Raw genomic sequence first — 25,022 nt, forward strand, 5'->3', positions numbered from 1 at the left:
ACCTGCGACAACACCACCAGATCCCCGTCCCCAGGGCCGCCGTCGCGGCTCCGATCACAGCCGTTCGGACACGTCTCATCGGGCTTCTCCCGTCCTCGATCAGTCCGTGAGTCCCCCTTATCCGCCGTCCGATTCACCTTCGCCTGCGGTGGGTGCCGGCTTCTGACGGTCCACTGAACGTGCGGACCGATGGCCACGGCGTACCGACCGAAGCAAGGCGCCACCGCACGAAGGAGCAGGTGGATGCGGGCAGCGCGAGGGCCGGCCGGGTCAAAGCGGTGCGCGGGTCGTCCAGTCCGGCACCGGTCACCGGGCTCACGGCCACGCGCGGCACGGCCCCCAGCGAGGACTTCCCGGCCGGCCCCGCCGGGACCGCAGGCCTTGGTGTGGAGCTACCCTCCGGTCGCGTTGATCACCGGCCGCAGCGAGGACGCCGTTGCGGGCAGCGCGGCCACCGCCTGCTCGGTCACCTCATGGGGAGGGATCTCACCGGCCCGCGCCCGCTCAGCCGCCCCGGCCACTACCGCCTTCACGAGCCCGCGCCCAGCCGGTCCGCGGCCGCGGCCGGACGGGGATCGGCAAGGGCCGCGTCCGTACGCGGCAGACGGCGCCGTACCTCGTCCGACATGGTGGAGGCGTGGTCGCTTTCCCTCTCCCGCGCCTCCACTGAGGTCCCGGGACGGCGAGGTGGGCAGAAGCGGGCCCCCGGATGGCGATTACCAGGTGTCGATGAACGGGCGGCGCTTGGGGCCGGCCGGGATCGGCTCCGTATGCCGGTCATCGAGGGCCGCGGTGATCCAGCGGCGCGAGTCGGCCGGGTCGATCACGTCGTCGACCTCCGGCGCGGCCGCGGCGTTGACGGCCTTGCCGCGGTCATAGAGCTCGGCCAGGAGCCGCTCGTACTCCCGGTCACGCTCGCCCGGGTCGGCGATGGCCGCCAGCTCTTTGCGGTAGCCCAGCCGTACCGCGCCCTCCAGGCCCATCGCGCCGAGCTCCCCGCTGGGCCACGCCGCGGTGGCCGGAGCGTGGGTGCTGCCGCCGAGCATGGCCATGGCGCCCAGGCCGTGCGCCTTGCGCAGGATCAGGGCGACCACGGGCACGGACAGGTTCGCACCGGTCACGAAGAGCCGGGAGAAGTGCCGGACGGTCGCGGTGCGTTCCGCGTCCGGGCCGACCATGAAGCCGGGGGTGTCACACAGGGACACGACCGGCAGTGCGAAGGCGTCGCAGAGCTGGAGGAAACGGGCCGCCTTGTCCGCCGCGTCGCGGTCGATCGCCCCGCCCAGGTGACGGCGGATTGTTGGCCAGCAGGCCCATCGGGCGGCCCTCGATCCGCACCAGGGCGGTCAGCGCGCCCTGGCCGAACCCCGAGCGCAGTTCCAGGACGGAGCCGGTGTCCGCCAGGCCCTCGACCTCACCGAGGAAATCAGCTCCCACCGCGCCGCTGGCCCCCTGCGCAACCTGGCCACCAGCATGCGCGAACGAACAGACGTCCCAGCAGTACGGGACTTCCGCGAACGCGTCGCCACCACCCTGGCCGCATAACCTGCACCACCGATCAGCCGGACCGCGAATCAGTTGTCCGGTTCCCCTGGGCGGCACCGCCTCGGCCTCGAATGTCGGCGCCGACCTCGCTCAACATGCGGTGCACGAAGCCGTAGGAGCGCCCGGTCAGCTCGGCAAGCCCCGGATGGAGGCGCCAGCGTCGTAACGACGCTTCAGGCATGCGGCCAGCCGGTCGCGCGCGGCCCCGCTGATCTGCCTCTTCGCGCCTGGACCGCATCGGCACCGGCTGCTGGGTACTGGCTTTCCTGGCGGTGCTGAGCTTCGCGGCCGCCGTGGCCGGGGCGGCCGCTGTCGGCTGAAACCCGGTTCTTGTGTGGCTATATCGGCTCCCGCCACGCTCGGTCCGCAGAGGCTTACCGGTCTCACCGACGTCAGGGGGTTGTCCGTGGCCAAGCGTGCAGCGAAGAAGGGCCCGCGGTCCGTGCGGTTGTCCGCCGACCGGCTGCGAGCGGGCTGGCCCGGCCCTGTGGCCACCCGCGTCCGCCTCGCGCAGGCTCAGGACACCGATGCCGTCGACGCTCTGCTGGATGAGGCCGGGGACCGATAGCGCTTGGCCGGCCAACGAAGGCGGGGACGACGTCATCCTGCTCGCCGACGAGATCAACAATCCGATCAAGGGCAACGCGCTGCTCAACAAGAACGACCAGCCCATCAATCTGGAGGGGGTCGTCCATCCCAGCCACAACCTGGCGATCGGCGGCGACCCGCGGCTGCTGCGGCTGGTGCGCAACCGCCTCCAGTGGGTGGACCCGTTCCTGCCGGGCTCGCGCGGCTCGTCCATCAACGGGTTTCCCGAGACGTTTCACCATCGCGACCCGCGCGGGCTGGGACCCGCAAGACCTGATCGGCAAGTTCACCACGGTGGTCGAGCGGCTGTGGCGGCCGAACCTCACGGTCGGGCAGTCCGGTGGCGGGCAGGAGACGTCCGGTGCCATCGAGACGGTCGACTCGATGATGCTGCAGACCTACCGGGGAGTGACCCGGGTGTTCCCCGCGTGGCCCGAGGACCGCGATGCGAAGTTCGTACGGCTGCGCGCCAAGAGCGCCTTCACCCTGTCCGCCGAGCGAAAGGACGGCAGCGTCCGGTCCCTGGACGTGACCAGCGAGAAGGGCAACCGCTTCGCACTGGCCAGCCCCTGGGGCGGCGACCGGGTCACCGTGGTCGACGACCGTGGCCGACGCGTGGCCACCACCACGCGGGACGGGGTCGTCTCGTTCCGGACGGCGCCGGGGCGGACGTACCACCTCACCGGCCACGCCCGCTGACCCCGATGGGGCTTCCCGCCTGCCCGGCGGGAAGCCCCGTCCCACGCGGCGGGATCGCCTCGTGTCACCAGTTCGCGGGCTCGGCGAGGCTGTAGGAGTCCGCGATGCGTGCGTGGTCATGGAAGACGGAGAGCTCCCGAGGACCGGCGGGCAGGTTCTCGCGCCAGCCGGTGCAGTAGATCCCGGACGACCAGCGCACCGTGTTCGACGTCTTGGGCAGCACGGTGATCCCGGTCCTGCTGTACTTCTTCACTCCGTTGACCCAGATCTCGATGGCGCCGTTGGTCGCGTGGAACTTCAGGCGCGTGACGATCCGGATCCAGGTGCCGCGCAGATCGGTCACCTTGGCGACGTTCGCGCTGAAGCCGCCGGATCCGCCGATGCTCAGGTCGTCGTTCTGGATGAACATCAGCTCCCAGGGGCCCTCGGGATCTTCGGGCGACCACTGCTGGAAGGTGACGTTCTGGTTGTGGAACTGCCAGTTGGGGGCGATGTGGACGGCCTGGCCGTAATAGCGGTCCTGGCCCACGGCCTGGGTGGACGCCTGCACGGTCTCGGAGTGGTAGCCGCCGCCCTCGTTGATATAGGTCTGCTTGGCCTCGATGGCATTGCCGCCCTTGTAGGCGGGGGTGGTGACGTTGCGTATGACGCCTTGTTTCTGCGGCTTCTGCGGGTAGTTGGACCACCCTTGGACGGTGCCCTCGTCCTGGAAGTGGACCCCGGCGGGCAGGGCCTGGACGCCCGCGTCGCGGCGGGTTCCGGCTTCCGCGGAGCCGCCGCTCAGGGCGAGGCCGGCGACCAGCGCCCCGGTGACGCATAACAGGTGGATCCGCTTGCAGACCCGTCTCCTTGACATCCGATCAATCCTCTCGGGAGCCTTGACTCAGGTCTGGACTTTCGTCAGAAGCTACCGCTCAAGGGATGACGCGTCCACATCAAGTGCGGGTAAAAGGTCCGATGTCCAATTCCCGAGGCGCACCGCCTCAGGACCCCGCGTGGAAGACCTCCGCGGCGTGCGCCGCCGCCCGGGCGCTCAGCAGGTCGTGGAGCCGGTGGAAGAGTTCGCCCGCGGCCACGCCGTTCCACTCCTCCGGAAGGAGTTCCAGGGGAAGTCCCGGGTCGCGGTAGGGCATGCGGCGCCACTGGGTCAGCATCGGCGCATAAGTGCGGAACGCCTCCAGCGGCGGTGGTTCGCGCCGTGTCACCGCGTCCAGGACGGGGCGGTACCGATCCAGGAAGTCCGCGTACAGGGCGGTGAGTTCGTCCAGGTCCCACCAGGAGCGGACCTTCTCCCGCAGGCCCCCGAAGGCGAAGTGGTCACCGGTGAAGATGTCGACGTACGCGGACAGTTCCCGGCGTTCCAGGGTGCGCCGGGTCTCGGCCGCCAGGTGCCCGGGGGCGATCCAGACGCCCGCCGCGGCGGTGCCGAAGCCCAGCCGGGTCAGGGTCGTCCGCAGTGCGTGCCGCTTCTCGCGCTCGGACTCGGGCACGGAGAACACGACGAGGACCCAGCCGTCCTCGCGGGACGCCCTGGCCTGCCGGAAGATGCGTACGTCCCCCTCGGCGAGGGTCTGCAGGGTGGAGTCGGCGAGGGAGTAGCCGGCGAGACCCTCGTGGCGCTCGCCGCGCAGCACATCGCGGCGTTTCATCCGGGAGACCGAGGACCGCACGGCCCGGCTCTCCACGCCGAGGTCCGCCATGAGGCTGATCACCGAGGCGACCGAGAGCCAGTTGTGCTCGCCCCGGGCGTAGAGGCCGAAGACCGTGAGGATGAGCGGGGCGTGGCGGGACTCCCGCTCGCCCGCCGCGGTGGTGGCCGTTGTCGTCTGCGCGGTCATGTACCGGCACCCTAACGCCTGGCGCGGCGGAGTGATCACCTGCTCCCGGACCAGGCCCGGTGCGCCGCCGCACCGCGCGACCGGCCCGCCGGGGCCGTACCAGTCGCGACCGCCTCACCCCCTGGTGCGACGGGTCCGCCTCACCCCCCGGTGTGCGGCGCCACGAGTCGCTCCTCCGGGATCACGGCCACACCAAGGATCTCGATCATGGCCTCGGGCTGCCACAGCGCCGTGCAGCCGATGCCCGCCATGGCCGGGTAGACCGGCCCGGCGAGCTCGCGCCAGACCTTGCCGATCTCCTTGCCGTGCGCCTGGTAGTCGGGGATGTCGGTGAGGTGGATGGTCACGCTCACCAGGTCTTCGGGCTGTCCGCCGACCTCGCGCAGCGTGGTGAGCAGGTTGCCGAACGCCTGCCGGAACTGTTCGACGATGCCGCCCGGAACGATCTTCATGTGGGCGTCGAGGGCGGTCTGTCCCCCCAGGTGGAGCGTGTTTCCGGCGAGTGTTCCGTGCGAGTAGCCGCTGGGTGTCGGCAGGGTGGTCGGGTTCACGGGGACGGGGGTCATGGGGACGGGGGTCATGGGGCCTCCGGCTCGGTTGCGTTGCGTCCTGTCCCACGGTCGGGCAGGTCCATCCAGGTGTATTGACTTTAATTGACGACCGTGAGAAACACGAGACATCGGATCCTGGTCCCCGACTGAACGGAGCCGACCCCATGGAGCCCGACCTGAGCAAGTACCGCCTCGAAGGCGACAATTCGATGTACCGGCTGCCCAGTGGCATCGTCGCCCCCGTGGTGACGCGCGGCGGCCTGGAGAGCGGAAGCACCGCAGACTCGGGCGGTGCCGTCCGCGTCTCGGGCGTGAGCATCCAGCACACCCCGGCCACCCGCCTCTGGTTCGGCAAGGTCAGCAATGAACCCGGCTACCGCTCGGTGACCCACCACCACGGCGAGGCCGAGACCGGCGGCTATGTCCTCTCCGGCCGGGCCCGCATCTACTTCGGCGAGCGGTTCGAGGACTATGCCGACATGGAGGAGGGCGACTGGGTCTTCGTGCCGCCGTATCTGCCGCACGTGGAGTGCAACCTCTCCCGCACCAAGCCGCTGACCTGGATGACCACCCGGACGCCGGAGAACATCGTGGTCAATCTGCCCGACGTCGCCGACGCCGAGCTGCGCGACTGGCTGGACCGCTGATGTCCGGGACGCCCCCCACCTCGGCCGTCTTCACCGCCGCCGTCACCCTGAAGCCCGCCCAGCCCGAGCATTTCGACCTCGCCTTCACCGCCACGACCCAGCCCTGCCCCTGGCCCAAGGCATACGGCGGCGATCTGGTCGCCCAGGCCGCGGCCGCGGCCATGCGGTCGGTGACCGACGGCAAGTCGCTGCACTCGATGCACAGTTACTTCCTGCGGCCCGCCGACATCGGGGCCGAGGTGCGCTACGAGGTGGAGGTGGTGCGCGACGGGCGCGGCTACAGCACCCGGCAGGTGCGCGGCTATCAGAACGGTAGAACGCTGTATGTGTGCCTGGCCGGCTTCGCGGCGGGCGAGGCCGGCGCGGCCTTCCACACCGCGTTCGCCGACGATGTGCCCGATCCGGAGACCCTGCCCGGCTCGGCGGAGTACCTCGCGGAGCGCGACGGCGGGTCCATGACCAAGGAGTCCAAGGCGTACTGGTCCGGCGGTCGCGGCTTCGACATGCGGCATGTCCCCGGCCCGGTCTATCTCACCGTCGAGGGAGAACGCCTGCCGCACCAGGCGGTCTGGCTGAGGCCCTTCGACCCGCTCCGCCCGGTCGACGGGCTGACCGACGCCCAACGGGACCTGGCCGCCCTGGCGTACGTCTGCGACTACACGATCCTCGAACCCGTGCTGCGCGTGCTCGACCTGCCCTGGGCCAGGCCCGGGCTGGTCACCGCCAGCCTCGACCACGCGATGTGGTTCCACCGTCCGGGGCCGCTGGGCGACTGGCTGCTCTACGTCCAGGAAGCCGTCGCCGCCGACGCGGGCCGCGGCCTGGGCACGGGCCGCTTCTTCACCCGCGATCACCGCCACCTGGCAACCGTCGTCCAGGAGGGCCTGATCCGCCCCGCCTGACCCGCCGCGCTTCCCGGCGGGCTCCCGGAAGGACTCTTCCGTGACTCTTCCGCTCCCCCTCTCACCCTCCGCACACATCGACACCTTCACGCGCGACCGGCTGCCGCCCGCGCACCTGTGGCCGACGATCGAGTTCACGACGCCGGAACTGCGCTATCCGGACCGGCTCAACGCGGCGACCGAGCTCATCGACACCCCCACCGCGCTGTTCGGCCCCGGCCGTCCCGCCCTGCGCACCCCGGCCGGCGGAGTGTGCACATACGGCGAACTGCGCACCCGCGCCAATCAGGTCGCCCAGGTGCTCACCGAGGACCTCGGCCTGGTGCCGGGGCAGCGCGTCCTGCTGCGCTCGCCCAACAACCCGTGGACCGTCGCGGCCTGGCTCGGCGTCCTCAAGGCCGGTGGCGTCGTGGTGACCACGATGGCCGCCCTGCGCGCCCGGGAGCTCACCCCGATCGCCGAACGCACCCGGCCGTCGATCGCCCTGGTGGACCACCGGTTCACCGAGGAGGTCCGCACGGTCCGGGACACCGTGCTGCCCGGGCTGACGGTGGTCGGGTACGGCGGTGGCGGCCCGGAGGATCTGGTGGCCAGGGCCACGGGCAAGTCCGGCGAGTTCACCAACGTGGACACCGCCGCCGACGATGTCGCGCTCCTCGGCCCCACCTCGGGATCCACCGGCACCCCCAAGATCACCATGCACTTCCACCGCGACATCCTGTCCAGCGACAACACCTTCGGCCGCCATACCCTGGGCCTGGTATCGGACGATCTGGTGGCCTGCACCGCTCCCCTGGCCTTCACCTTCGGCCTCGGCATGCTGGTCGTCTTCCCGCTGCGGGCCGGTGCCTGCGCCCTGCTGACGGAGTCCGCCACCCCTCCGCAGCTCGCGGAGATCGTGCGGCGGCACGGCGTCACCGTCCTGGCGACCGCGCCCACCGCCTACCGGGCGATCCTGCGCGAGGGGCGGGAACAGCAGCTCGCCGGGGTGCGGATCGGGGTTTCGGCGGGCGAGCACATACCCCGCACCACCTGGGAGGAGCTGCGGGATCGCATCGGCCTGAAGGTGGTCGACGGCATCGGCGCCACCGAGCTGCTGCACATCTTCATCTCCGCCGCCGGGGACGCCATCCGGCCCGGCGCCACGGGACAGGCGGTCCCCGGCTTCCGCGCCGCGATCCTCGGCACCGACGGCACGGAACTCGGCCCCGGAGAGCCGGGCAGACTCGGTGTCATCGGCCCGGTCGGCTGCCGCTACCTGGGTGGCGAACGACAGCGGGACTACGTCCTGGAGGGCTGGAACATCACCGGTGACATCTTCCACCGGGACGAGGACGGCTACTTCCACTACCACGCCCGCAGCGACAGCATGATCGTCTCCTCCGGGTACAACATCGGCGGCCCCGAGGTCGAATCCGCCATCGACACCCACCCGGACGTCGTGGAATCCGCCGTCGTGGCCCGCCCCGACCCGGAGCGCGGCTCGGTCGTATGCGCCTTCGTGGTGCTGCGGGACGGCGTGCCCGGCGACGCGGCCAAGGTGAAGGAGATACAGGACCACGTCAAGCAGCTCCTGGCGCCCTACAAGTACCCGAGCGATGTGCGGTTCCAGGACGCCCTGCCGCGCAACACCAGTGGCAAACTGCAGCGTTTCAAGCTGCTGCGCGAGGTGCGCCAGGCCCATGACGACGAGCGGGCCACCGAGGCCGTCGCCGAGAGTTGAGAGGAACCCCGTGAACATCGCGATCATCGGCGGCGGTCCCGGCGGGCTGTACTTCGCGGCCCTGATGAAACAGCTCGACCCCGCCCACGAGATCACCGTCTGGGAACGCAACGCCCCCGACGACACGTTCGGCTTCGGCGTCGTGTTCTCCGACGAGACGCTCGGCGGCATCGAGAACGCCGACACCACCATCGCCGAGGCCATGGCCCGGCGCTTCGCCCGCTGGACCGACATCGACATCCACTACCGGGGCGAGAGCCACACCGTCGGCGGCCAGGGCTTCGCCGCCATGAGCCGCAAGGAGCTGCTCCGCCTGCTCCAGGAGCGCTGCCGTGACCTCGGCGTCACCCTGCGCTTCTCGACCGTCGCGCCGGACACCGAGTGGCTGCGCGCGTCGTACGACCTGGTGGTGGGGGCCGACGGGGTCAACTCCTCGGTGCGGGCGGCCCACGCGGACGTCTTCCGCCCCACCCTGGACCGCCGGCACAGCAAGTACATGTGGCTCGGCACGGACCGGGTCTTCGAGGCGTTCCAGTTCTTCGTCGAGCAGACCGAATGGGGGGTCGTGCAGGTGCACGGCTACCCCTACTCCGACACCGGCTCCACCTTCATCGTCGAGATGCACGAGGACGTCTGGCGGCGGGCCGGTTTCGACGCCACCGACCGGGCCGACGGCGCACCGGGCGCCTCCGACGAGCGGGCCGTCGCGCGCGTCCGCGAGCTTTTCGCCGACGCGCTCGACGGCCACCGGCTGTTCGCCAACAACTCCAAGTGGCTGAACTTCACGACCGTACGCAACGAGCGCTGGCACCACGGCAACCTCGTGCTCATCGGGGACGCCGCCCACAGCGCGCACTTCTCCATCGGCTCGGGCACCAAGCTGGCGATGGAGGACGCGCTCGCCCTCGCGGCCTGTCTGCACGAACACCCGGTCGCCGAGCGGGCGTTGACCGCTTATGAGGCCGAGCGGCGCCCGGTCGTGGAGTCCACCCAGCGGGCGGCGCAGGGCTCGCTGGAGTGGTTCGAGAACATCGGGATGTACGCCCGCCAGGAGCCGACCCAGTTCTGCTTCAACCTGCTGACCCGCTCCCGCCGCATCACCTACGACAACCTGCGCACCCGCGACCCCGACTTCGCCGACCAGGTCGACACCGCCTTCGCCGCCGCGCAGGGCCTCGACACGGTGGCACCGGCGATGTTCCAGCCGTACCGGCTGGGGCGGCTGGAGCTGAAGAACCGGGTGATCGTCTCGCCGATGGACATGTACTCCGCGGTCGACGGCGTACCCGGCGACTTCCACCTCGTCCACCTCGGCTCCAAGGCCATGGGCGGCGCCGGACTGGTGATGACCGAGATGGTGTGCGTCTCGCCCGAGGGCCGCATCACACCCGGCTGCACGGGCCTGTGGAACGGCGAGCAGCGCGATTCCTGGCGGCGGATCGTGTCCTACGTCCATGAGCGGAGCACCGCCCGCATCGGCCTCCAGCTCGGCCACTCGGGCCGCAAGGGCTCGACCCGGCTGATGTGGGAGGGCATGGACGAACCGCTGCCGGAGGGCAACTGGGACACCGTCGGCCCGTCCGCGCTGCCGTACGGCCCCGGCTGCGCGGTTCCGCGCGAGGTCACCCGCGCGGATATGGACCGGATCGCCGCGGACTTCGTCGCCGCCGCCCGCCGGGGTGCCGAGGCCGGGTTCGACCTGCTCGAACTGCACTGCGCCCACGGCTACTTGCTGTCCTCCTTCCTCTCACCGGTCGCCAACCACCGCACCGACGCGTACGGCGGCCCGCTGGAGAACCGGCTGCGTTTCCCCCTGGAGGTCTTCGACGCCGTGCGGGAGGCGTGGCCCGCGGAGCGGCCGGTGATCGTGCGCATCTCCGCCACCGACTGGGTGCCGGACGGCAACACCGAGCATGACGCCGTCGAGATCGCCCGCGCTTTCATCGCACACGGGGCGGACGCCATCGACGTGTCCTCCGGGCAGGTCACCAAGGACGAGCGCCCCGCCTTCGGCCGCTCCTACCAGACCCCGTTCGCCGACCGCATCCGCCATGAGGTCGCCGCCGCGACCGGCACCGCCGTCATCGCGGTCGGCGCGATCGCCTCGTACGACGACGTCAACTCCCTGCTGCTGGCGGGCCGCGCCGATCTGTGCGCCGTGGGGCGCACCCATCTGTACGACCCGCACTGGACGCTGCACGCGGCGGCCGAACAGGAGTACCGGGGCCCGGGCGCCGAGTGGCCGGTGCCGTTCGGCGCGGGCCGCCGCAAGCCCCCGGCCGCGCGCACCGACGCCGTACGGCCCCGGCTGTCCCTGCTCCGGTCCGACCCCGCCGACCAGGCCGTTCATCTGCGCTGGACCCCGGCCCCGGCCCCGGCACCCGCGCCCGTTTCCTGACGTGCGGTGTGGCCGGGCGCGGCGGCGGAATCCGGGCTCAGTCCGTCGCCACCGCCCGGTAGGGGCGGAAGAAGGCGCGCAGCTCCTCCGCGTAGAGCTCGGGCTCCTCGAACGGCGCGAAGTGTCCGCCGCGCGCGGGCTCGGTCACCCGCACGACGTTCGCCACGCGCTCCAGCCACTTCCGCGGCGGGCGCACGATGTCGCCGCGGAAGAGCGAGAAACCGGACGGCACCTCGACCCGGCGGGCGTGCTGCTCGGGCGGGATCGCGGCGTTGGCGTGGTACATGCGCATCGACGAGCCGATCGTGCCCGTGAGCCAGTACAGCGTGACGTTCGTGAGGATCTCGTCCTTGGTGAAGCACCGCTCGATGTCACCGTCGCAGTCGCTCCACGAACGGAGCTTCTCGACGATCCACGCGGCGAGCCCGACCGGTGAGTCGGTCAGCCCGAAGGCGGCGGTCTGCGGCTTGGTGCGGTGCATGGCGGCGTAGGCGCCCTCGGCCGCGCCCCAGGCGGTGACCTCTTCGAACCAGGCACGCTCCTCGGGCGTGAGGTCCGCCGGGTCGCCGGTGAAGACGGGCAGGCCGCCGTCCATGCGGTGCACGGCCACGACCCGGTCGGGGTGGTCGAGCCCGAGGTAGCGGCTCACATGGCTGCCGATGTCCCCGCCCGCCGCGCCGAACCGCTCATAGCCGAGGACGTCCATCAGCTCCGCCCACAGCCCGGCGACGGCGATGGAGTTCAGCGGCGGGCCGGTGGGCCGGTCGGAGTAGCCGTAGCCCGGCACGTCGGGCACGACCACGTCGAACGCGTCGGCGGGGTCGGCGCCGTGCGCGCCGGGGTCGGTGAGGAGCGGGATGACCTTCGCATAGCGCCAGAACGAGTCCGGCCAGCCGTGGCTGAGGACCAGCGGCAGGGCGGGCCCGGCCGGGGCGGCGGCCCGGACGTGGGCGAAGTGGATCCCGAGGCCGCCGAGCCGGACGCGGAAGCGGGGCAGCCGGGCGAGCGCCGCCTCCTGCGCCGGCCAGTCGAACTCCTCCGCCCAGTAGGCGACGAGTTCGCGGAGGTAGTCGAGGTCGGTCCCCAGCGACCACCCGGCGTCCTCGGGCGCGTCCGGCCAGCGGGTCGCGCGCAGCCGCGCCCGGAGGTCCTCGAGCGCCGCGGGTGCGGTCTGCGGGGTGAACGGCTCGGGGCGGGGCGCGGCATCCGGCATGGCACGTACCCTACAAGCCGCGCCACGCCTCTCCGCCGACACGCTGGGCACCTAGTCGCCGGTCAACCCCGGTTTCCGCAACTCCTGCCGCAGCACCGGAGCCAGCGCCTCGACGTAGGTCTCGGCCAGGTGGCTCTCGTCGCGGTAGACGAAGGTGTCGCCCACGGCCACGGGGCACCCGCCCGACCGGGGGCACAGCCACGGCTTCGGATCGACCACGGCGGCACCGGCGCGGCGGGCGCCCTGCCGGTTGGCCTCCCGGCGGGTGGGATCCTTGACGGCGTCGCGCTGGTCCGGCTCGCAGCCCCGCAGCCGCAGGGGTCGGCTCGCCGCGCACTCGACGGGATCGTCCTTCGGCCATGGGTTGTCGAGCAGTACGGCCACATGGTCCGCGGCGCGGGCCAGTTGCCGGTAGACGCGTTCGTATCCCGCGGCCCACTCCCGCAGCGGGTCCCGCAGGGGCCGCACCGATGTGCCCGCTTCGGAGGAGGAGGCCACGACCAGCATCGGGTGCAGCCGCTCGATCCGCTTCAGCGCCTCCTTGCGCCAGGTGTCGCACGCCTCGTACGGCCGGTGGCCGTTGACGATGGTGATGTCGGCGGTTTTGCAGGACGACTTGGTCAGCGACACCAGCTTCCAGCCGTACCGGCGGCTCAGCTTCTCCAGCGCCGGGAACCACTGCGCGGCGTGGGAGTCCCCATAGAGGACGACGACCTTGTCGGAGGTCCGGTCCCCGTACACGCAGTCGGGCGACCGGGTGGCGGTGTAGTTCACGTGGCAGCCGTCGCGGTAGACGGCCGACCGCTTCTTCTTGATGTCGGTGAGCGGCGGTGTCAGGTTGCGTGGCAGCCCGGTGGCGGCCGTGGCGATGAGGCCGGTGAGCCGGTACCGCGGGTCCTGTGCGGTGGTGAGGGCCTCGTTCAGCCCGGGAGCGCGGACGGCGGAGCTGATCGGCGGCGGGAAGGACGCCGCGACGAGGGCGGCGGACACGACGGTGGCGGACAGGCAGAGGCCGAAGGCCACCGCGGCCGTGGGCTTTCGGCGCAGCGGGCCACGGAACCGGACCGGGTTCTCCACCAGGTGCAGGCTCACCCGTGCCAGCAGCAGGGCAACGGCGCACAGCGCGAGGTTCAGCCAGGTCCCGGCGGGCCGTCCCAGCGCCGTGGGGCCGATCATCAGCAGCGGCCAGTGCCACAGATACCAGCCGTACGACAGGTCGCCCACCCATGCCGCGGGGCGCACGGCGAGCAGCCGGGAGGCGGCGGACGGAGACGTGCGGCACCCGCCCGCGATCACCAGGGCCGCGCCCAGCACGGGCAGCAGCGCGAAGTGTCCGGGGAACGGGGTGTCGTCGTCGTACAGCACCGCCGACGCGGCGATGCCGGACAGCCCCAGCCAGGTGCCAGCGGCGGACACGCCGCGGGGAAGCCGTGCCGGCGCCCCGGCGCCGAAGGCCAGCAGGCTTCCGGCGCCCAGTTCCCACAGCCGTGTGTGCGGGCCGAAGTACGCCCATGAGGGCGAGGTCTCGGCCACCTGGACACCCTGGACGTACGACACCAGGCACAGGGCACCCAGCGGCAGCGCCCGCAGCGCCGGTCGCCGGATGAGTTTCCAGCTTGCGAGCAGGAGGACGGGCCACAGGAGGTAGAACTGCTCCTCCACGGACAGCGACCAGAAGTGCTGGAAGGGCGACGGCGCGGTGTCCTCGTTCAGATAGTCGGCGCCCGAGACCGCCAGGTCGATGTTCATGACGTACAGGGCGCCGGCCAGCGCGTCGTGCATGAACTCGGTGTAGCGGATCTTCGAGGCGAAGAGCCGGCAGCCCGCCATGGTGACCAGCGCGACCAGGGTCGCGAGCGGGAGGATGCGCACCGCGCGCCGGGCGTAGAAGCGCCGCAGGGAGAGCGATCCGGTGTGCTCGGCCTCCTTGAGCAGGCCCGCTGTGATCAGGAATCCGGAGATCACGAAGAAGACATCGACCCCGGCGTATCCCCCGGGGGCGTACGGGACTCCCGCGTGCGCGAGCACGACCAGGGTGACGGCCAGCCCGCGCAGCCCCTGGATGTCGCGCCGGAGGGCGGCCTTCGGCGTACGGCCGCCGGAGCGGGATACGTGGTGGCCGCACAGGCGCTGCGCCAGCCCCGTGACCCGGTGGCCCGGCGCCGTGTCCCGCTGGGGGCGGGCGGCCGTGGGAGTGTGCGTCATACCGTGAACTGTCCGCAGCACAGGGGGTGTTTCCGTGATGCGGAGCACACGAGACCGGGCCGACGGCGGAGCCTGGTGCGGGGAGCGCGCCGCGCCGGGCCCCTGCCGAGAGGTCCGGCGCGTGCGGTGGCTCGTCGCGGGCTCGGCCCCGGATCACACGAAGGCGCTCTGCCCGGTGATGGCCTTGCCGACGATGAGCGTGTTCATCGGGACTCCTTCGTGGATACCCCGGCCTTCAGTCCGGGGAGGAAACCAAGCTCCTGCGGAGCAGGGCAGGAAAGGCGAATCGCCGCCAGGGTGATTCGGTGTCTGCGGTCACCGGCCGACACCCATCCCTCACACGGGAGCTGATAGAGTGTGAGGTATGGCGCAGCAGGTCAAGCGGGCGTTCAAGTACCGCTTTTACCCCTCGGACGAGCAGGCGGCTGAGCTGTCGCGCACGTTCGGCTGTGTCCGCCTCGTGTACAACAAGGCGTTGGAGGAGCGCACGCGGGCCTGGTACGGCGAGCAGCGCCGCATCTCCTACGTGCAGTCCTCCGCCGCGCTGACGCAGTGGAAGAAGAACGAGGAACTCGCCTTCCTGGCGGAGGTGTCCTCGGTCCCCCTCCAGCAGGCGCTGCGCCATCTTCAGACGGCGTTCGGGAACTTCTTCGCCCAGCGGGCCAAGTACCCGCGCTACACGTCGCGGAAGACGTCCCGGGCCTCGGCCGAGTACACCCGCAGCGCCTTCACGTGGCGTGACGGGCGCCTGACCCTGGCGAAGACGGCCGGGCCGCTGGACATCCGCTGGTCCCGTCCCCTCCCGGAGGCTGCCGAGCCCACGACGGTGACGGCGTCCCGCGACGCCGCCGGACGCTGGTTCGTCTCCCTGCTCGTCGAGGACACCATCACCCCGGCCCCCGCCACGAGTACGGCGGTCGGTATCGACGCCGGGGTCACCTCCCTGGTGACCCTCTCCACCGGGGAGAAGATCGCCAACCCCCGGCACGAACGGCGCGACCGGGCCCGCCTGGCGAAGGCGCAACGGGAGCTGTCCCGCAAGGCCAAGGGGTCCGCGAACCGGGAAAAGGCCCGCCGGAAGGTCGCCCGCGTGCACGCGCGGATCGCCGACCGGCGCCGCGACTTCCTGCACAAGCTGTCGACTCGTCTCGTCCGTGAGAACCAAACGGTCGTGATCGAGGACCTCACCGTCCGTAACCTGCTGAAGAACGGCCGCCTGGCGCGCGCCATCTCGGATGCGGCGTGGACGGATCTGCGCATGATGCTGGAGTACAAGTGCGCCTGGTACGGGCGTGAACTTGTCACGGTCGACCGCTGGTTCCCCAGCTCGAAGCTGTGCGGAGCCTGCGGCACGGTCCGCGGGAAGCTGCCGCTGAACGTCCGTGAGTGGACGTGTGTCTGCGGCACTGTGCATGACCGCGATGTGAACGCGGCGCGCAATATCCTGGCCGCCGGGCTGGCGGTGTCTGCCTGTGGAGACGGTGTAAGACCTCAACGGGAGTCCTCCCGGACGGGGCGGTCGTCGATGAAGCAGGAACCCCAGCGGGCGACCGCTGGAATCCCCCGCCTTTAAGCGGAGGAGGAAGTCAACTCGCGGGTTCCCTCGAAGGAGTAGATCGCCTCGGCATCGGCGAAGAACCGCGCGATGTCGTAGTCCAGCACGATGCCGTTGCCACCGAAGATCTCCCGGCACCAGGCCACGACCTCGCGCATCCGTGAGGTGACGAACGCCTTCGCGAGCGCGGAGTGTTCATCGCGGAAGATCTCGGCGTCCTGCTGGCGGGCGAGCTGTACCAGCGTGCCCCAGCAGGCGGTGATGTTGCTGAGGCTCTTCACCAGGAGAGCCTGGACCAGTTGGAAGCCGGCGACCGGCCGCCCGAACTGGCGGCGCTCGGTGGCGTACGCCAGCGCCAGTTCATGACCTCTCTCCGGGCTCTACTACTTGCCCTGCCAGCGCGGGGCGCGGCGCTCGGCGAAGGCCGTCATGCCCTCCCGCACATCGGCGGACGACTTCAGGGCCGCCATCTCCCACTCCTGCGCACGGAAGGCGTCCGGCTCGGGGACACCGTCGGCGGCGCGGGTGATGCGCTTGACGGCGGCGAGCGCGAGCGGGGCGTTCGCGGCGAGCCGCTCGGCGAGCTGTACGGCGGTGTGGACTGCCGTGCCCGCGGGCACCACCCGGTTGGCGATGCCGAGTGCCCCGGCCCGCTCACCGGAGATGGTCTCCCCGGTCAGCAGCAGCTCCATGGCCAGGTGGTACGGGATCCGCTTGCACAGTCGGATCACACCGCCACCGGCCGCGACCAGGCCCCGGGTGACCTCCGGCAGGCCGAAGGCGGCGTCCTCGGCCGCCACGATGAGGTCGCAGCCGAGCGCGAGCTCGAAGCCACCGCCCAGCGCCCAGCCCTCCACGGCGGCGATCAGGGGCTTGCTGGTCGCGGCCTGGGTCAGCCCGCCGAAGCCACGCCCCGGCACCTCGGGCGACTCACCGGCCAGTCCGGCCTTGAGGTCCATTCCGACGCTGAAGGTGCCTTCGGCGCCGGTCAGCACCCCGGCGCGCAGATCGCTCCCGTCCTCCAGCGTGTCGAGGGCGGCGGCGAGTCCGGCGGCGACGGCGGCGTTGACGGCGTTGCGTGCCGTGGGCCGGTCGATGGTGATGAGCAGGGTCGAACCGATTCTCTCGGTCCGCACCTGGGGACGGGTGTTGTCCATGGTGGATGTCCTTGTGCGGTGTGCGATGGGGTGCGCGGGCGCGATGGGGTGTGCGCGCGTGGTGTCCGATGGCGGGCGACGCGGCGCGTTCAGGCCCGGTCGGCGAGCTCGCGCAGGACCTCGTCCGTGTGCTCGCCGGGCAGCGGGGCGAGCCTCCGTACGGAGGCGGGAGTGGCGGCGAAGCGCACCGGGATGCCGATCGAGCGGGTCGCACCCTCGCTGGGGTGGTCCACCACATCGAGCAGATGCCCCTCGCGGACGTACGGGTCCTCGGCGGCCCGGTCCAGTTCCAGCACCGCCGCCATGGGGATGCTGTGCTTGGCGCAGACCCGCTCCCACTCGGCGGTGGTCAGGCTCGGCGCGCACTCCTCGATGAGTTCCACCAGCGGGTCGATGTCGGCGTCGTGGATGGTGTCGCCGTTCACCCGCGGGTCCTCGGCGAGATCGGGGCGGCCCGCGGCGGCGAAGAAGTCCCGGAAGTTGCGCGGGTTGTACGGCATCACACAGGCGAGTCCGTCCCGGGTGGGCACCGCGCGGTGTCCCCCTGGTCATCGACAGCGGGAATCCGGTGGGGGCGCCATATGGAGCCTGCGCGCCGCCCGCGAGAAGTTGAGTTCTTCCGCGACGGCCACGAAATAGCGCAGGTGCAGCATGTCCACACCCTAAATCTACCTCGCGGTACGGTGCCCTCCGCGCGCCCGCGGCGCCACCGTGGATCAGGCCAACGGGAACGTGGCGACGTACTCGTCGAAGCTCTCGATGCCGTGTCAGCGTCTTCCGCGCCGGTCGTTCTTTCGGCCGATGCCGATGGCCATGAACCCGCTATCCGGTGGATCCGGAGCAGTTGCCTCGCGGGCGACCCTCGGCTCATGGCTCGTCACACACGACACTCGACCCTCACGCCGTGGCTCGTCACGGCGCTGGCCACCGCTCTGACGGGCGCGGCCGGCTGTACCCCCGACGCGACGTCCGCGCAGAGCGGCACCCGTACCACACCCGCGCCCGGAGCCGCCGGAATCGGGGACACGCTGCACCCCGGGCTCGGCAACGGGGGCTACACGGTGCGCCATACCGACCTGGCGCTGCGCTTCGCCGAGGACCTCAAGACGTACACCGCGACCACCACACTGCGCGGCCGGGCCACCCACGCCCTGTCCCGTTTCGACCTCGACCTGACCGGGACCACGGTCCGTTCGGTGACGGTCGACGGCCACAAGACGACCTGGACCCGCTCCGGCCAGGAGCTGCGCGTGACTCCCGCGGGCCCGGTGCCCAGCGGCCGGGGGTTCTCGGTGGCGGTCACGGTGCACGCGCCCGTGGCGGGCCCTGAGGAGGCCCAGAAGCTCGGCACCACGGCGATCGGGATGGTGCGGGCGAAGGGGGTCGTCCAGACCATCAACCAGCCCTCGGGCGCGCATCGGATCGCGGCGTTCGCCGACCACCCGGACCAGAAGGCGCCGACCACCATCACCATCGCCGCACCCTCGCGGGTGAACGCCATCGCGAACGGCGAACTCACCGCCACCCGGCGCGAAGGGGCGTATACCGTCCGCCGCTTCGAGAGCCGCCAAAAGCTCGCGCCCGAACTCATCCAGATCGGCGTCGGCCACTTCACTGTGGTCGAGCGGCGGGGACCGGACGGGATCAAGCTGCGCCACGCCCTGCCCACCGGCCACGTCAATGACCTCATGCCGCAGCTCGACACGGTCGTGCCCAAGGCACTGCGCTTCCTGACCCGACGGCTGGGCCCGTTCCCGCTGCGGACGTACGGCATCTACGCCACCCCGATGGGCGGTGAACTCGAGACGCAGTCCCTGACCCTGCTCGCCACGGAGGAGCTCACCAAGGACGGTATGGAGACCAACGGCTCGGACGCGATCGTCGCGCACGAGATCTCTCACGAGTACTTCGGCAACAGCGTCTCTCCCCGCCGGTGGAGCGATCTGTGGCTCAACGAGGGCCACGCCGTCTACTACGAGGGCCTGTGGAACCAGGAGGCGCGCGGCACCGATCCGGCCGACGCCATGAAGAGCGCGTACCGGGACGCCACCGCCCAACTGCGCAAGCAGGGGCCGGTCGCCGATCCCCGCCTCGGCGCCTTCACACCCAAGGACAGGGCTCCCTACGGCTGGGGCGCCTACCAGGGTGGTGCTCTGGTGTTGTACGCGCTGCGGCAGAAGGTCGACGAGGCCACGTTCCGGCGCATCGAGCGCGCCTGGGTGGCGGAGCACCGCGACAGCACGGCGGGGACCGCGGACTTCATCCGCCTGGCGAGCCGCGTCGCCGGCCGCGATCTGGGGCCCTTCCTGCGCTCCTGGCTGTACTCCACGAAGCTCCCGGCCATGCCCGGCCACCCCGACTGGCACACGTCATGACGGGCGGACCTGCTGACGGCACACACTCTGAACGGCACACGCCCCGTCGGGCACACATCCTGCCGGACTCGGGCCGCGCCGTTCGCCGGGACTAGCGGTTGCGTACCGCTCCGGTGTCCCAGGCCCAGGCCGCGATCTCCACGCGGTTGCGGACGGCGAGCTTGGTCTGGATGTTGCTGAGGTGGGTTTTCACCGTGGACAGGGACAGGTGCAGTTCGGCGCAGATCTCCTGATTGGTCCGGCCCACCGCCACCAGCCGGGCGACGTCCAGCTCCCTGCCGGTCAGGGGGTTCGCCCCGGTGGCGGCGCCGGGCCGGCTCGCCCACTGCCGCAGCAGACGCACGGTGATCGCGGGAGACACCAGCGCGCCACCGCGCGCGGCCGACCGCACCGCCTCCACCAGGAGTTCGGGACCGGCGTCCTTGAGCAGGAAGCCACAGGCGCCGTTGCGTATCGCGGTGTGCACGTAATCGTCCTGGTCGAAGGTGGTGACCACGACGACCCGCAGCGGATCCGCCACTCCGGGCCCGGCCAGCAGCCGGGTCGCCTCCAGACCGTCCAGTTTCGGCATCCGGATGTCGACCAGGCACACATCGGGGCGGTGCCGCCGGGCCAGCTCCACGCATTCGGAGCCATCGGCGGCCTCGCCCACCACCTCGATTCCGGGCTGGGAGTCGAGAATCAGCCGGAACCCGGTGCGCACCATCGCCTGGTCATCCGCGATCAGCACCCGGATTGGGGCGTCTTCGGGGGGCGGTGTGTCCGCGGCATCGCTCACGTGGTGGATCCTTCCAGAGCCGCCTAGTGGTAAAGCGCGCCAGAACCGTCCAGCCGCCGTCGTTCATGCAACCGCTCGGCAGGATACCGTCCACCGGCTCACGGCTTCGGTGTGCGGCGCAGAAAGCGGATGACCGGGTGGCCCGGATCGTGGGTGACATCGGCCTGGACGTCGTAGACCTGCTTGATCAAGGACGGGGTCAGCACCTGGCTGGGGGTGCCCTCGGCCACGACGTGTCCCTCGCGGAGGACGAGCAGGCGGTCGCAGTACATCGCCGCGAGGTTGAGGTCGTGGAGGGCGATCACGGTGGCGATCGGCAGACCGACGACGAGGTCGAGCAGGTCGAGCTGGTGCTGGATGTCGAGGTGGTTGGTCGGCTCGTCGAGCAGCAGCTCGTACGGTTCCTGGGCGAGGGCCCGGGCGATCTGGGCGCGCTGGCGCTCGCCACCGGAGAGGGTGTGCCACGACTGACCCGCCCGGTCGGTCAGTGCGGTGCGCTCCAGGGCCGCGTCGACGGCCCGGGTGTCCGCGGCGGTGGACGACGACCAGGCGCGCCGGTGCGGGATGCGGCCAAGGGCCACGACCTCGCGGACGGTCAGTTCGGTCTGGGTGTGGGCGTGCTGTTCGACGGTGGCGATACGGCGGGCCGTGGCGCGGCGGCCGACCCGCGGCAGTGCGCGGCCGTCCAGGGTGACGACTCCGGCGGAGGGGGCGAGGATCCCGGCGAGCAGCCGCAGCAGGGTGGATTTCCCGGAGCCGTTGGGGCCGAGGAGGCCCAGCGTCTCGCCGGGGAGCAGGGTGAGGGTGATGCCGTCGACGATGAGCCGGCCGTCGGCGCGGCGGCTGACGCGGTCCGCGCGGAGTCCGGGTGCCGCATCCGAGGTGGCGGGTGGAAGGGAGTCGTTCATGTCTTCCTCCGGCCGCGGTGGAGCACGGCGACGAAGGCCGGCACGCCGATGAGGGACGTCACCACGCCCACCGGGACCTCCTGGGGGTCGATCACGGTGCGGGCGGCGGTGTCCGCCCACACCAGGAAGATGGCTCCGGCCAGTGCGGTGACCGGCAGGAGGCGGGCGTGGCCGGACCCGGTGAGGGCGCGGGTGGCGTGCGGGAGGACCAGACCGACGAAGCCGATGGCCCCGGCGGAGCTGACCAGGGTCGCGGTGAGCAGCGCGGTCGCGCACAGCAGGACGAGGCGAGTGCGGGCCACGCGGACGCCGAGCGCTGCCGCGGCCTCCTCGCCGAAGGCGAACGCGTCGAGGGTGCGGGCGTGTCCGAGACAGACCAGGAGGACGGCGGCCAGGACGACGGCGCACAGCAGCACATCGGTCCAGCCCGCGCCGGTGAGCGAGCCGAGGAGCCAGAACAGCACGGCGCGGGTGGTGTCGGCGTCCGCGGAGGTGAGGACGGTGAACGAGGTCAGCGCGGAGAACAGTTGCATGGCGGCCACCCCGGAGAGCACCACACGGTCGGTGCTGCCGCCGAGGCTGTGGCTGAGCATCAGGACCAGGCCGAAGGAGAGCAGCGCGCCGATGAACGCGCCCGCCGACAGCGACACGGCCCCGCCGCCCACGCCGAGGACGACCACGGCGACGGCGCCTGTGGAGGCGCCGGAGGACACTCCGAGGACGAAGGGGTCGGCCAGCGGATTGCGCAGCAGGGACTGCATCACGGCCCCGCAGAGGGCCAGCCCCGCCCCGCACACCGCGGCGAGCAGGGTGCGGGGCATGCGCAGGTTCCACACGATGCCGTCGCGCAGCGGTGGCAACGTGCTCTCGCCCAGGCCGAGATGGGCGGTGACCGCTGCCCAGACGTCGGACGTGGAGATGTCGGCGGGGCCGATGGTCACGGCGACGGCGATCGACGCGACCAGCGCGGCCAGCCCTCCCGCGATCAGCAGCAGGAGGCGGGTGGTCACTTGGCGAGTCCGAAGTCGCGCAGCCCGGCGGCGACCTGCTCGACCCCTTCGACCGTACGGATGGACGGGTTCATGGCCTGCCCGCTGAGCAGGACGTACCGCTTCTTCTTCACGGCGGTGAGATTGCGGGTGGCGGCGTTGGTCTCCAGGAAACGCATCTTGGCCTTGGCGGTCTCCGCGGTCTGCTGCTTGCGGGTGAGATCGCCGAGGACGATGACGTCCGGGTCGCGGTCGGCCACGGTCTCCCAGTTGATCTGCGGCCACTCGTCGTGGGTGTCGGAGAAGGCGTTCTTCGCTCCGACGGCCCGGGTGATGGCGCCCGGGGCGCCGCAGCAGCCGGCGAGGTAGGGCGACTGGGAGTTGGCGAACCAGTACATGAGGGAGACGCCGGAGGCGTCCACGCCCTCGGTGGCCGTACGCACGCGCTGCTTCAACCGCGCGACGAGCTTCTCGCCGCGCTCGTCGACGCCGAACGCGTGGGCCAGGTCGCGTATCTCGCCGTAGACGGTGTCCAGGGTGAGTGGTTTGCTGCGGGAGCCATCGCCACCGCTGTCGGGGTCCCGGCCCGCCGAGCAGTCGGACGGCGAGACGTAGGTGGGCACGCCCAGCTTCTCGAACTGCTCGCGGGTGGCCACGCCGCCCTTGCCGAGGGTGGAGACGAACGAGGCGGTGACGAGGTCGGGTTCGGCGTCCAGGGCCTTCTCGAAGGACGGCGCGTTGTCCGCCAGGCGCGGCACCGTCGCATTCGCCTTCTCCAGGCCCTTCATCACCGGGTCGGTCCAGGTGGCGGTGCCCGCCATGCGGTCGGCGAGGCCGAGGGAGAGCAGGATCTCCGTGGTGCCCTGGTTGAGCGAGAGGGCCCGCTTCGGGGCGGACTTCACCGTGACCTTGTGGCCGCAGTTGTCGATGGTGCGCGGATAGCCCGCACCGGCAGGCTTTGTGGCGTCCGCGCCGTCCTGGCCCGAGCCACCGCACGCGGTGAGCAGGAGGGCGGGGGCGAGCAGAAGGGCCGCGGTACGGCGGGCAGAGCAGAGCACGGGCATGCCTCGGTTGTCGGGGCTCGAACGCGGAGCCTGGCCTACGGACGTACTCCCCGCACGGGGCGCGGAGATACCAGCAGGTCTTCGGACTCGGGCTCGTCCGGACGGGGCCCCTTCCCGGTGCTCGTCCGCGGCGGCTTCGCGGCCGTCGCGGACTCCTCCCAGTGGTGTCACATGCCCCGCCCGTCCCCCTCACCGCTGCGCGTCAGCTCCGGATTCACACCGGATTCCCTGGCCTCGGATGTGGCACGACTGGCTCCCCGAGACTATCAAGATGGTCGAACGATCAGGGTGTCGGACCGGTCACGGGGTGGGAAACCACGCATCGAGGTCAGTTCGAGCGCCGACGGGCCTGCCGCACCTCGCGGTCGACGGCCCAGGCGTCGCCGACCGGCCCGAGGTGGCCGAGCTTGTCGGGATTGATCACCGCGCGGATGGCCTGAATCTGCCCGTCGAGCACATCGAGGACCAGGGTCTGGAGCACCTTGCCGTCCCGCTCCCGGAAGACCGCGCCGGGCTGGCCGTTGACCGCATGAAGCTCGAACGTCACGTCGATCCGCAGCAGCCAGGGGAAGACCGTGCCCAGCAGCCGGGCCACGTTCTCCGCGCCCATGACGGCCTTGGCCAGCCGCGGGGCCTTGCCGCCGCCGTCCCCGACCAGTTGCACATCGGCGGCGAGCAGATTCCGCAACGCGCCCACATCGCCGTCCTTCAGCGCGTCGAAGAACCGCGTGGCCAGCTCCTGCCGTTCCTGCCGGTCCGCCTCGAACCGCGGCCGCCCGGCCTGCATGTGCCGCCGCGCCCGCACCAGCAACTGCCTGCACGCAGCCTCCGACCGCCCCACCGCCGTGGCGACCTCGTCGAACCCGAAGGCGAACACCTCCCGCAGCACGAACACCGCCCGCTCCAACGGGCTGAGCCGCTCCAGCAGCAACAGCGCGGCCATGGACACCGAGTCGGCCAGCTCCACCGCCCGGGCCGGATCCTGATACGGATCGCTGAGCAGCGGCTCGGGGAACCACGGGCCCACGTACTCCTCACGTCGCACGCGCGCGGAGCGCAGCACATCGATCGAGATGCGCGTCACCGTGGCCGACAGATATGCCTTGGTCGACGTGGGCCGGGTCGCCGAGCCGTCGAAGCGCAGCCAGGTCTCCTGCACCGCGTCCTCGGCCTCACTCACACTGCCCAGGATCCGATAGGCGATCGAGAACAGCAGCGGCCGCAGCTCCTCGAACTCCTCAACCTTGCTCACGCCGATTCCCCCTTTCCCCTGGGCCCGTTGCCGTTGCCGTTGCCGTTGCCGTTGCCGGTCAGTGGAACTGCCCGGCCTCGTAGTCACCGGCCGCGGGCTGCTGGGTGATGACGTTCAGCCGGTTCACCATATTCATGAAGGAGACCAGGATCACCAGGGCGGTGAGCTGCTCCTCGTCATAGTGTTCGGCGGCATTCGCCCACACCTCGTCGCCGACCCCACGGGCCGCGTCCGCGGCCCGGGTCCCCTCCTCCGCCAGCGCCAGCGCGGCCCGCTCGGCATCGGTGAAGACGGTGGCCTCCCGCCATACCGCTACCAGGTTCAGCCGCACCGGGGTCTCACCGGCCGCGGCCGCTTCCTTGGTGTGCATGTCGATGCAGACGGCGCAGCCGTTGATCTGACTCACACGAATCGCCACCAGCTCCTGCGTCGCCGCGGGCAGCGGCGATTCCTTGACCGCCCTGCCCGCCGCCATGACGGGCCTCAGGACCTTCCCGGCGGTCTGGCTGGCGGAGTAGTTCAGTCGCGCGTCCATGGTGTGCTCCTCTGTGGTCGTTCAGTGGCTACACCCCCGAGACGTGGTAGCCCGACCCCCTGTGACATGGACGCATGTGACCCGCGTCTCCCCGCCGTCG

24 protein-coding genes, 3 pseudogenes and 1 riboswitch are annotated in these 25,022 nt (G+C 71.3%); of the genes and pseudogenes, 8 read left to right on the plus strand and 19 right to left on the minus strand.

All coding sequences use genetic code 11. The annotated features are described in order from the left end of the window. Window positions 1-392 precede the first annotated feature (392 nt). The 4 genes and pseudogenes from STRVI_RS52930 to STRVI_RS28085 all read right to left on the minus strand — a co-directional run bounded on the left by STRVI_RS52930 (window position 393) and on the right by STRVI_RS28085 (window position 1,758). Window positions 393-533 carry a hypothetical protein gene (locus STRVI_RS52930; RefSeq protein WP_167543226.1) on the minus strand — a complete coding sequence of 47 codons (141 nt, stop codon included), beginning with the start codon at window positions 531-533 and terminating at the stop codon, window positions 393-395. Window positions 534-716: 183 nt separating this feature from the next. After that, window positions 717-1,298, minus strand: a complete 582-nt coding sequence (locus tag STRVI_RS54905) for a carboxyl transferase domain-containing protein (RefSeq protein WP_353477081.1) — start codon at window positions 1,296-1,298, stop codon at window positions 717-719. Continuing rightward, window positions 1,192-1,602, minus strand: coding sequence for a carboxyl transferase domain-containing protein (locus STRVI_RS56095; RefSeq protein WP_353477047.1), 411 nt, complete (start codon window positions 1,600-1,602; stop codon window positions 1,192-1,194). The genes STRVI_RS54905 and STRVI_RS56095 overlap by 107 nt, the downstream gene beginning before the upstream one ends. Then, window positions 1,559-1,758, minus strand: a pseudogene (locus tag STRVI_RS28085) (helix-turn-helix domain-containing protein). The gene STRVI_RS56095 and the pseudogene STRVI_RS28085 overlap by 44 nt, the downstream one beginning before the upstream one ends. 193 nt (window positions 1,759-1,951) lie before the next feature. Between STRVI_RS28085 and STRVI_RS52935 the strand changes: the two are divergent. Together STRVI_RS52935 and STRVI_RS28090 are read left to right on the plus strand one after the other, a co-directional pair. Further along, window positions 1,952-2,113 (plus strand): hypothetical protein, encoded by a 162-nt coding sequence (locus STRVI_RS52935; RefSeq protein ID WP_167543227.1) that lies wholly within the window; start codon window positions 1,952-1,954, stop codon window positions 2,111-2,113. 314 nt (window positions 2,114-2,427) lie between these two features. Continuing rightward, window positions 2,428-2,832, plus strand: coding sequence for a glycoside hydrolase family 95-like protein (locus STRVI_RS28090; RefSeq protein WP_043236644.1), 405 nt, complete (start codon window positions 2,428-2,430; stop codon window positions 2,830-2,832). 64 nt (window positions 2,833-2,896) lie between these two features. On the opposite strand, the gene STRVI_RS28095 is transcribed toward STRVI_RS28090, so the two are convergent. The 3 genes from STRVI_RS28095 to STRVI_RS28105 form a co-directional block, all read right to left on the minus strand. Continuing rightward, the gene (locus tag STRVI_RS28095) at window positions 2,897-3,688 is read right to left on the minus strand and encodes a heparin lyase I family protein (RefSeq protein WP_014059015.1); all 792 of its coding nucleotides are present in this window, start codon (window positions 3,686-3,688) and stop codon (window positions 2,897-2,899) included. 127 nt (window positions 3,689-3,815) lie between these two features. After that, window positions 3,816-4,670: a PaaX family transcriptional regulator gene (locus STRVI_RS28100; RefSeq protein WP_014059016.1), complete on the minus strand. Its 855-nt coding sequence runs from the start codon at window positions 4,668-4,670 to the stop codon at window positions 3,816-3,818. A gap of 140 nt (window positions 4,671-4,810) precedes the next feature. Next, window positions 4,811-5,236, minus strand: coding sequence for a RidA family protein (locus tag STRVI_RS28105; RefSeq protein ID WP_043240016.1), 426 nt, complete (start codon window positions 5,234-5,236; stop codon window positions 4,811-4,813). 149 nt (window positions 5,237-5,385) lie between these two features. On the opposite strand from STRVI_RS28105, the gene STRVI_RS28110 reads away from it, so the two are divergent. From STRVI_RS28110 to STRVI_RS28125, 4 genes are read left to right on the plus strand one after another with little or no spacing between them, the layout of a single operon-like run. Continuing rightward, window positions 5,386-5,868: a cupin domain-containing protein gene (locus tag STRVI_RS28110; protein ID WP_014059018.1), complete on the plus strand. Its 483-nt coding sequence runs from the start codon at window positions 5,386-5,388 to the stop codon at window positions 5,866-5,868. After that, window positions 5,868-6,770 (plus strand): acyl-CoA thioesterase, encoded by a 903-nt coding sequence (locus tag STRVI_RS28115; protein ID WP_014059019.1) that lies wholly within the window; start codon window positions 5,868-5,870, stop codon window positions 6,768-6,770. The genes STRVI_RS28110 and STRVI_RS28115 overlap by 1 nt, the downstream gene beginning before the upstream one ends. 40 nt (window positions 6,771-6,810) lie before the next feature. Next, complete coding sequence (locus STRVI_RS28120) at window positions 6,811-8,493, plus strand: AMP-binding protein (RefSeq protein ID WP_014059020.1); 1,683 nt, start codon at window positions 6,811-6,813, stop codon at window positions 8,491-8,493. 10 nt (window positions 8,494-8,503) lie between these two features. Beyond that, complete coding sequence (locus STRVI_RS28125; RefSeq protein WP_014059021.1) at window positions 8,504-10,891, plus strand: bifunctional salicylyl-CoA 5-hydroxylase/oxidoreductase; 2,388 nt, start codon at window positions 8,504-8,506, stop codon at window positions 10,889-10,891. A 37-nt stretch (window positions 10,892-10,928) separates the two neighbouring features. On the opposite strand, the gene STRVI_RS28130 is transcribed toward STRVI_RS28125, so the two are convergent. Next, the gene (locus STRVI_RS28130) at window positions 10,929-12,104 is read right to left on the minus strand and encodes an epoxide hydrolase family protein (RefSeq protein ID WP_014059022.1); all 1,176 of its coding nucleotides are present in this window, start codon (window positions 12,102-12,104) and stop codon (window positions 10,929-10,931) included. 51 nt (window positions 12,105-12,155) lie between these two features. After that, window positions 12,156-14,309 (minus strand): acyltransferase family protein, encoded by a 2,154-nt coding sequence (locus STRVI_RS28135; RefSeq protein WP_014059023.1) that lies wholly within the window; start codon window positions 14,307-14,309, stop codon window positions 12,156-12,158. A gap of 364 nt (window positions 14,310-14,673) precedes the next feature. Here STRVI_RS28135 and STRVI_RS28140 point away from each other — a divergent pair, with 364 nt between their 5' ends. Continuing rightward, a complete protein-coding gene (locus STRVI_RS28140) occupies window positions 14,674-15,882 on the plus strand; it encodes an RNA-guided endonuclease InsQ/TnpB family protein (RefSeq protein WP_014059024.1) in 1,209 nt (402 codons plus the stop codon). On the opposite strand, the pseudogene STRVI_RS28145 reads toward STRVI_RS28140, so the two are convergent. The 4 genes and pseudogenes from STRVI_RS28145 to STRVI_RS48770 all read right to left on the minus strand — a co-directional run. Next, window positions 15,879-16,229 (minus strand): annotated as a pseudogene (locus tag STRVI_RS28145) (acyl-CoA dehydrogenase family protein); the annotation flags it as partial. The gene STRVI_RS28140 and the pseudogene STRVI_RS28145 sit on opposite strands and share 4 nt — an antisense overlap. Window positions 16,230-16,247: 18 nt before the next feature. Beyond that, on the minus strand, window positions 16,248-17,021 hold the full coding sequence (locus tag STRVI_RS28150) for a crotonase/enoyl-CoA hydratase family protein (protein WP_014059025.1): 774 nt from the start codon (window positions 17,019-17,021) through the stop codon (window positions 16,248-16,250). Between the two features lie 89 nt (window positions 17,022-17,110). Continuing rightward, on the minus strand, window positions 17,111-17,551 hold the full coding sequence (locus tag STRVI_RS28155) for a CoA transferase (protein WP_353477048.1): 441 nt from the start codon (window positions 17,549-17,551) through the stop codon (window positions 17,111-17,113). 27 nt (window positions 17,552-17,578) lie between these two features. After that, window positions 17,579-17,680, minus strand: a pseudogene (locus STRVI_RS48770) (LysR family transcriptional regulator); the annotation flags it as partial. Between the two features lie 210 nt (window positions 17,681-17,890). On the opposite strand from STRVI_RS48770, the gene STRVI_RS52940 reads away from it, so the two are divergent. Further along, the gene (locus tag STRVI_RS52940; RefSeq protein ID WP_014059026.1) at window positions 17,891-19,396 is read left to right on the plus strand and encodes a M1 family metallopeptidase; all 1,506 of its coding nucleotides are present in this window, start codon (window positions 17,891-17,893) and stop codon (window positions 19,394-19,396) included. 91 nt (window positions 19,397-19,487) lie between these two features. On the opposite strand, the gene STRVI_RS28165 is transcribed toward STRVI_RS52940, so the two are convergent. The 6 genes from STRVI_RS28165 to STRVI_RS28190 all read right to left on the minus strand — a co-directional run bounded on the left by STRVI_RS28165 (window position 19,488) and on the right by STRVI_RS28190 (window position 24,922). Then, entirely contained in the window at window positions 19,488-20,174 is a 687-nt protein-coding gene (locus tag STRVI_RS28165) for a response regulator (protein ID WP_014059027.1), read from the minus strand. Between the two features lie 98 nt (window positions 20,175-20,272). Continuing rightward, on the minus strand, window positions 20,273-21,082 hold the full coding sequence (locus tag STRVI_RS28170) for an ABC transporter ATP-binding protein (RefSeq protein WP_014059028.1): 810 nt from the start codon (window positions 21,080-21,082) through the stop codon (window positions 20,273-20,275). Then, complete coding sequence (locus tag STRVI_RS28175; RefSeq protein ID WP_014059029.1) at window positions 21,079-22,092, minus strand: FecCD family ABC transporter permease; 1,014 nt, start codon at window positions 22,090-22,092, stop codon at window positions 21,079-21,081. Before STRVI_RS28175 ends, STRVI_RS28170 begins: the two co-directional genes overlap by 4 nt. Next, the gene (locus STRVI_RS28180) at window positions 22,089-23,135 is read right to left on the minus strand and encodes an ABC transporter substrate-binding protein (protein ID WP_208949177.1); all 1,047 of its coding nucleotides are present in this window, start codon (window positions 23,133-23,135) and stop codon (window positions 22,089-22,091) included. The genes STRVI_RS28175 and STRVI_RS28180 overlap by 4 nt, the downstream gene beginning before the upstream one ends. A 55-nt stretch (window positions 23,136-23,190) precedes the next feature. Then, a riboswitch (cobalamin riboswitch) is annotated at window positions 23,191-23,418 on the minus strand. 45 nt (window positions 23,419-23,463) lie between these two features. Beyond that, window positions 23,464-24,387, minus strand: a complete 924-nt coding sequence (locus STRVI_RS28185) for an RNA polymerase sigma-70 factor (protein ID WP_014059031.1) — start codon at window positions 24,385-24,387, stop codon at window positions 23,464-23,466. A 58-nt stretch (window positions 24,388-24,445) separates the two neighbouring features. Continuing rightward, window positions 24,446-24,922, minus strand: a complete 477-nt coding sequence (locus STRVI_RS28190) for a carboxymuconolactone decarboxylase family protein (RefSeq protein ID WP_014059032.1) — start codon at window positions 24,920-24,922, stop codon at window positions 24,446-24,448. Window positions 24,923-25,022 lie beyond the last annotated feature (100 nt).

This window comes from Streptomyces violaceusniger Tu 4113 (assembly GCF_000147815.2).
Classification (GTDB): Bacteria; Actinomycetota; Actinomycetes; order Streptomycetales; family Streptomycetaceae; genus Streptomyces; species Streptomyces violaceusniger_A.

What these genes read in the sequence shown, in the direction of transcription:
- STRVI_RS28095 (WP_014059015.1), bottom strand. Translation starts at nt 3,688, where the DNA reads ATGTCAAGGAGACGGGTCTGCAAGCGGATCCACCTGTTATGCGTCACC.
- STRVI_RS28100 (WP_014059016.1), bottom strand. Translation starts at nt 4,670, where the DNA reads ATGACCGCGCAGACGACAACGGCCACCACCGCGGCGGGCGAGCGGGAG.
- STRVI_RS28105 (WP_043240016.1), bottom strand. Translation starts at nt 5,236, where the DNA reads ATGACCCCCGTCCCCGTGAACCCGACCACCCTGCCGACACCCAGCGGC.
- STRVI_RS28110 (WP_014059018.1), top strand. Translation starts at nt 5,386, where the DNA reads ATGGAGCCCGACCTGAGCAAGTACCGCCTCGAAGGCGACAATTCGATG.
- STRVI_RS28115 (WP_014059019.1), top strand. Translation starts at nt 5,868, where the DNA reads ATGTCCGGGACGCCCCCCACCTCGGCCGTCTTCACCGCCGCCGTCACC.
- STRVI_RS28130 (WP_014059022.1), bottom strand. Translation starts at nt 12,104, where the DNA reads ATGCCGGATGCCGCGCCCCGCCCCGAGCCGTTCACCCCGCAGACCGCA.
- STRVI_RS28135 (WP_014059023.1), bottom strand. Translation starts at nt 14,309, where the DNA reads ATGACGCACACTCCCACGGCCGCCCGCCCCCAGCGGGACACGGCGCCG.
- STRVI_RS28140 (WP_014059024.1), top strand. Translation starts at nt 14,674, where the DNA reads ATGGCGCAGCAGGTCAAGCGGGCGTTCAAGTACCGCTTTTACCCCTCG.
- STRVI_RS28150 (WP_014059025.1), bottom strand. Translation starts at nt 17,021, where the DNA reads ATGGACAACACCCGTCCCCAGGTGCGGACCGAGAGAATCGGTTCGACC.
- STRVI_RS52940 (WP_014059026.1), top strand. Translation starts at nt 17,891, where the DNA reads ATGGCTCGTCACACACGACACTCGACCCTCACGCCGTGGCTCGTCACG.
- STRVI_RS28170 (WP_014059028.1), bottom strand. Translation starts at nt 21,082, where the DNA reads ATGAACGACTCCCTTCCACCCGCCACCTCGGATGCGGCACCCGGACTC.
- STRVI_RS28180 (WP_208949177.1), bottom strand. Translation starts at nt 23,135, where the DNA reads ATGCCCGTGCTCTGCTCTGCCCGCCGTACCGCGGCCCTTCTGCTCGCC.
- STRVI_RS28190 (WP_014059032.1), bottom strand. Translation starts at nt 24,922, where the DNA reads ATGGACGCGCGACTGAACTACTCCGCCAGCCAGACCGCCGGGAAGGTC.